The sequence below is a fragment of the Nitrosomonas sp. genome (assembly GCF_040256045.1).
Classification (GTDB): domain Bacteria; phylum Pseudomonadota; class Gammaproteobacteria; order Burkholderiales; family Nitrosomonadaceae; genus Nitrosomonas.
In genome coordinates, this window is the sequence record NZ_JBDZWD010000077.1 from 1 (window position 1) to 6,006 (window position 6,006).

General features: G+C 50.9%; 7 protein-coding genes. All 7 read right to left on the minus strand.

What is annotated here, in order from left to right:
• A partial coding sequence (locus ABUL11_RS10710; RefSeq protein ID WP_350283843.1) for an STN domain-containing protein occupies nt 1-773 on the minus strand: 773 nt, incomplete at its 3' end.
• A 145-nt stretch (nt 774-918) separates the two neighbouring features.
• A complete protein-coding gene (locus ABUL11_RS10715) occupies nt 919-1,194 on the minus strand; it encodes a FitA-like ribbon-helix-helix domain-containing protein (protein ID WP_350283844.1) in 276 nt (91 codons plus the stop codon).
• Nucleotides 1,195-1,365: 171 nt separating this feature from the next.
• Nucleotides 1,366-1,629, minus strand: coding sequence for a PIN domain-containing protein (locus tag ABUL11_RS10720; RefSeq protein ID WP_350283845.1), 264 nt, complete (start codon nt 1,627-1,629; stop codon nt 1,366-1,368).
• Between the two features lie 146 nt (nt 1,630-1,775).
• Nucleotides 1,776-2,027 carry a type II toxin-antitoxin system Phd/YefM family antitoxin gene (locus ABUL11_RS10725; RefSeq protein ID WP_350283846.1) on the minus strand — a complete coding sequence of 84 codons (252 nt, stop codon included), beginning with the start codon at nt 2,025-2,027 and terminating at the stop codon, nt 1,776-1,778.
• 95 nt (nt 2,028-2,122) lie between these two features.
• Complete coding sequence (locus ABUL11_RS10730) at nt 2,123-3,085, minus strand: FecR domain-containing protein (RefSeq protein WP_350283847.1); 963 nt, start codon at nt 3,083-3,085, stop codon at nt 2,123-2,125.
• 13 nt (nt 3,086-3,098) lie between these two features.
• Nucleotides 3,099-3,596, minus strand: coding sequence for a sigma-70 family RNA polymerase sigma factor (locus ABUL11_RS10735; RefSeq protein ID WP_350283849.1), 498 nt, complete (start codon nt 3,594-3,596; stop codon nt 3,099-3,101).
• Nucleotides 3,597-3,905: 309 nt separating this feature from the next.
• On the minus strand, nt 3,906-6,006 hold a 2,101-nt coding region (locus ABUL11_RS10740), incomplete at its 5' end, for a TonB-dependent siderophore receptor (protein WP_350283848.1).

Sequence of the window (6,006 nt, forward strand, 5' to 3'; positions counted from 1 at the left end):
ACAGCAGAACCATTGGCATAGAGATGAATACCATCATACACCGGGCTACTTGTTTGAAATCCTCGTATGGTGACTAAGGGAACACCGGTAAAATTCTGGATATTTGGTTCTTGAGTTAAAGGATTCATTTTGAAAATCTGCCCCATGTTCTGGGCATTGACGTTCTCGATCAAATCAGAAGGGACGACACTCATCGAATAAGGGGTATCGCGTAAACTGCGTTCACCCCAGAGGCCGATACCGCTGATATTACTGACTCGATAACCTTCTTCTGCTGTACCTTGCTTCAGTGAAGCTGTACTGACTGTCATTTGTGGCAATGTCACCGTTCCACTCGCGGCTGCTATCCGGCGCAATGAATAACCACCATTACCTGCCTCTACCAGTTCATAACCACTGCCGGCCAGCAAGCGTGAAAATCCTGCACGGACGGTGTAGCGGCCTTGCAACCCTTTGCTGCTCAACCCCGACAGCATTTGTGGATCAAAAGACAACGGCACGCCGGTGACTGCGGCAAATTGCGCCAGTGCATCACCGAGCCGGCCGGCAGAAATCGCATATTCCCGTTGAGCGGTGTTATCGAGCGCTTCAGCAGCCATAGCAGCATTCGGTATGATCACTGCGCCAGTGAGGCTGGCCAGCATGCAGGTGATCACCAATACGAATGCATTGGTTTTGAAAATCAGGAGAGTGCTACAGAAATCAGTAATGGAAGAGAATGCAAACCTTGTAGTGCAGGCTGATTGCCAGAGATGGAAGCGCCTGAAGACCATAATCTGTGTACCTTTCGTTAGTGTTGATCAAGTAGTGGAAGCGCGTTCAGAACATGCTTTCACCTGATACACCGGATGAACACGAAAAAGGTATCAGTAAAATTGCAGATTTTTTGAAGTTGAAGTGTATGCGGCTTGCATCCCCTTATTTGAGGTACGAGGTACTCCAATACGGTAGGATGTGGTGAGGTACGAACCGCATCCTACTGTGTTCAGGCAGATTCAGCTCGATCCCGCCCAATGGCTCTACACGTGAACGAATTACTTCCACCAGCGAGACAGTCTGCACTGGTTCAGCAGATAACGCTGTACGCAAAATATCCTGTACTTCATCTTCCATGGAATGTCCATGCATAGCAGCACGCACACGCAGCCGGGTCTTGAGTTGCTCATTGATGTTGCGAATAGTCATAGTCGCCATATCAATCTCCTGTTAATCAGTGACTTGACGGTCATTAGCTGGTGTTAAAACAATCAAACATTGTATATGCATCGTACATCAGAAATCCTTGTCTGCCTTCCGGGAAATCAACGAACCCGCACCGTAATCCACCCGGAGATATATGATTACCACATATTGATCTGCTGGTAGTCATGCCTCCCAGGGATTGATCAGCCGCAGGTTCAATCCCGCGAAATCCCGGGTGTTGCGTGTAACCAGCGTCAGGTCGTGCTGGAGAGCCGTGGCTGCCAGCAGGCCGTCGATAGCGGGCAGAGTGCGGCCCGCGGTGGCCTGCACCCGGCCCCAGCGGTTGGCTACCTGAGCATCGATGTCCAGCAACCGACCAACGAAGTAGTTAGGCAGTTCCACTTCCAGCCAGTCCGTCAGTGTTTGGCGGAACGTAGCGTCGGCCACGCCCTCTATGCCTTTGCGGATTTACCCCAAGCTGAGCACCGAGAGGTACAGCGACTGGCGCGGACGAACCTGTATCCACGCTACTACCTGTGCATCAGGCTGCTGGCGGCGCAGTTCCGACAGAACGTTAGTATCGATCAGATAGCTCAAAGTGCGATTTCGCGTGGCAGGCTGCGATCCCGCTCGAATTCGATATCATCCCGATCCCGCAAGGGCGAAGCGCGCATGAAGTCCACCAGGGATTGTTCATTGCCGCTCAGACGGTCGAACAGCTCGCGCGACATTACTACCGCCACGGAACGCCCGTGCAAGGTGATATCCTGCGGCCCTTCCTGTGCCGCGTGCTTGACCAGTTCCGAAAACCGCGCCTTGGCAGTCTGCATTTGCCAGCTTTGCATGGCTAACCTCCAAATATAAAAATCGGACTAGATAGGTCAGAATTCTATCCGGGAGTGGTATTTGTGTCCATACGGGTATGAATGCCAACCACGGATCAACGAGCCTGTACCGTAATCCACCACGAGGTGGTACGGCTGATGCGTACCGGTAGGGTCGTTTCCAGCAGCGCCAGGCTGGCGGGTATGTCATTCACCGGGAAAGCACCGGAGACGGCGAGACTGGCAACAGAGGGGTCGCAACGCAGAACGCCACGGTGATAGCGGTTCAGCTCCGCTACCAGCTCACTGAGATGCATGTCACGGGCCAGCACCATGCCATGTTCCCACAGTGTGGTACTGGTTTCCACTGGCTGCGCGGGCTGCATGTCCAATCCGGTAAAGATCATCTGCTCACCTGCACGCAGAACCGTTGTTTGAATGGATACAGCCGGATGAACTTCGACAGCCCCCTCAAACACGGCTACCCGGGTGCTGTCATCGAAACGACGTACAGTAAAGCGCGTACCCAGTGCGCGCAAGTTGCCATGAGCAGTCTGCACGATAAAGGGGCGCGATACAGGAGACGGATCACGCCCGGTAGTCACAAGGATCTCTCCAGCCAGTAATAGGAGGCGCCGTTCAGCAGTGGTAAAAGCGACATTCACTGCACTGGTGGTATTGAGCACCAGATGGGTGCCATCATCCAGATCAATGAATTTCTGTTCACCGGTAGCGGTGCGCAGATCAGCCACCCATTCCTGCCAGGGGCTGTGTCGCCAAGTGAGCCAGGCAGCAGGCATGGCAAGTGCAAGCAAGCCCAGACGCAGCACCTGCCGGCGGCCAGGATTGCCCAAATGCGAAAAGGTATCACGACCCAGTTTTGGCGGTACCTTATCGAAAGTACCCAGCATATTTTCAGCACGCCGCCAGGCAGCGTCATGAGCAGAGCTGCGCTCACGCCAGTGTGCCAGAGCCACCCGGTCATGCTCCGTGGCTTCGCCGGATTGGAGCAGTACCAGCCAATCGGCTGCTTCCAGCAGGATAGCTGGCTCGATGTCGGGTTCAGGCGAATGAGGCACTGTTATGAATGAATCAGTCCAGCATCAGGCAAGCAACGAAGGCTGCACGCATATGTCGCTTGATCGTAATGAGCGAAAAGCCGGTTTGATCAGCAATCTGCCGGTAGGTCAGCCCGTCGAGCTGGGCCAGCAGGAAAATATCCCGTGTACGTGCCGGCAAACCGCGCAACATAGCTTCAATGCGGTATAGCGCTTCCAGGATCAGTAGCTGCGTTTCAGGTGAAGGGACTTCCGCCTCCGGCAGATGAGCCAGTGCTTCCAGATAGGCGCGCTCTACATCCTGTCGTCGCCAGTGGTCGATAACCAGTCCTTTGGCAATATGCGTGAGTAACGCACGCGGTTCATCACCAGGATGTACCAGTAGCTGCCGTGAGACCATGATACGCAGAAAGGTGTCATGCGCCAGATCCGCTGCTTCGCAGGCATTGCCCAGTTTGCAACGCAGCCAGTTATACAGCCAGTTGTGATGGTCGGTATATAAAACGTGAACCCGGTGCGCTGCAAGATCCATGACTGGCACAGCGCTCTCCTCGTCATTGATCAGGCACATGTGCGGACACAAAATAAAATGAGAACGATTCTTATTTTATCGGGTAAGGCCCCTGCTTTGCAAGACTGGTTTTATATATGACCAGACACCCAGTCAGGGCAGCAGACTCGCAAACTTTGCTGATCTGAGGGAACGAATACTGATAGCACAGGCAATCGAGGAAATGTTTGATGCGTGAGCAGTTCGGGAAATGGCAAGATTTTCTGCCGGATTCTGCAGGAAGAAGTCCGCCGGGCTCTACTCTGAGCCCGGAATAGTCAAGCTAAAACGTTAAAACATCATACTAGCAGAAAATGCTACTGTCCTCGGTACACCTAAATAACCGGCGTTTTGCCAGTAGTTTTTACCAGTCAGGTTGATGACATTCAGACGCACGGTCAGCGCTTTATCGAGCACACGAGTAGTATACCGGGCTCCAATATCATACAGGGTATAATTCGGAATTTTGTCGGTATTGGCCGCATCAGCATATCTCTCTCCTGTATAGTAAATACCCCCAGTCAGGCTCAACCCTGTAATCCACGGTAGCGCGTACTCCGCATAAATCTTGCCCATTCTAGAAGCAGCATTGGTCGGTTTTTTGCCTTCCAGCGCAGGGTCATTGGCTTTTTCTACACTGAGATCCATCAGGGTACCGCCTCCCATGATGGTCAGATTATCGGTGATCTTACCGGTTAAAACCAGTTCCACCCCGTTATGGACTTGCAACCCATCCTGAATATAAGTGGGGAGAGGTGTAGCTAAATTTGAAAATTGATTGGCTTTTTCAATCCGGAACAGTGCAGTGCTTAGTAACAGGTTGGAATTGATATCATATTTCGCACCTACCTCATACTGCTTGCTAACGAGTGGTGGGAATACCTGTCCATAATTGGTATAGGTATTACCCACTACCGTTCCCCTTTCAAGGGCTTCCATATAAGAGACATAGGTAGTTACCTCTTCGATCGGCTTATACAGCAGTGAAACAGTAGGCGTCAGTGCGGATTTTTCATATTTACTCCCGTTGCCATAAAAACCAGTCGATCTACTCATGGTAGTAGCATAGTTAAACCCGACCATCGCAGACCATTGCTTATTGAAGGTAATATCATCTCCAATCAGAATATTATTATATCGGCCAAGATAGGTTGACAGCACATTGGAAGGTTCTCCCCAGGCCGGTTTAGGTATGTTCTTAATTTCACTCAGCGAGAGGTTTGTACCAGACCAGTAAGAACCATCAATAGCAACTTGGTCAATAACAGTAGAGGAATAACCCACGGTCAGCTTATGGTCGACAGCAAAAGTTGAAAAGCGAGTATCCAGGTAGATATACCCTCCATAATTTTCATACTTTTGCGAAGGATTACCGCTTGATATTCTGGGGATAAAAGTCCGATCTACCTGTTGGTTTAAAGTAACCAGATTAGTTTTCGCGCGGGTATTCTGATAGAAAAAGGCACTTCTGAGAGTGAAATACTTGCTGGGATCCCAGCGCAGGCTGGTATAGGCTTTATGGCTTTCTATATCATTGGATGCCCATTTGGGAGAGTAGCGTTTGCTGGTATCGATCGCAGTTCGTTCCCCTGTACTATTAAAAAAAGGTTGTGGTGCTTCTTTTCTGTAATCGTTATAGGTATATTTAACATCCGCATAGAGGGCATCGGTAAGATGCCCATCCAATACAATGTTGGCTACTTTCTGGTTGACTGGTTCACCGATGGCGGTATCTCCGCCCTGATAGAGTAGGTTGGCTCGATAACCGAAGCGACCTTGGTCATCAAATTTTCCGCCGATATCGGCATGACCGTAAAACTGGGTGCCGCCGTAATTACCAAATGTCAGCCTTCTAAGCGGGACATCGGTCGGGCTTTTAGTCACATAATTGACGGCTCCGCCCACCCTGCCTCCACCATAAAGGAAACCTGAGGTTCCGCTGAGAATTTCAACCCGATCGATCTCGACCATTGACACAGCAGAACCATTTGCATCAGCCATGGGTATGCCATCGTAAATCGGGTTGTTTGATTGGAATCCACGTATAGTAACAAAAGGTACACCATTGTGACGATTAATATCCTCCCCCTGAGTCAGGGGGTTCATTTTGAAGATTTGTTCCATATTCTGGGCGTTTATATTCTCGATCAGATCAGAGGGTACGACACTCATCGAATAGGGCGTATCGCGCAAACTACGCTCATCCCATAAACCGACTCCGCTGACATTACTGACCCGATAACCTTCTTCCGCTGTGCCTTGTTTCAGGGAAGCAGTGCTGACGGTCATGAGAGGCAGGGTGACATCCGCTGAGGTGCGCCCTGTTGTATCAGCGTAATGTAATACATAACTGCCATCTTCCTGTTTTCTGACTTCCAGACCGGTACCAGCC

Bases quoted from the DNA above. Each gene is read 5' to 3' on its own strand.
- ABUL11_RS10715 (WP_350283844.1), bottom strand. From the start codon at position 1,194: ATGGCGACTATGACTATTCGCAACATCAATGAGCAACTCAAGACCCGG.
- ABUL11_RS10725 (WP_350283846.1), bottom strand. From the start codon at position 2,027: ATGCAAAGCTGGCAAATGCAGACTGCCAAGGCGCGGTTTTCGGAACTG.
- ABUL11_RS10735 (WP_350283849.1), bottom strand. From the start codon at position 3,596: ATGGATCTTGCAGCGCACCGGGTTCACGTTTTATATACCGACCATCAC.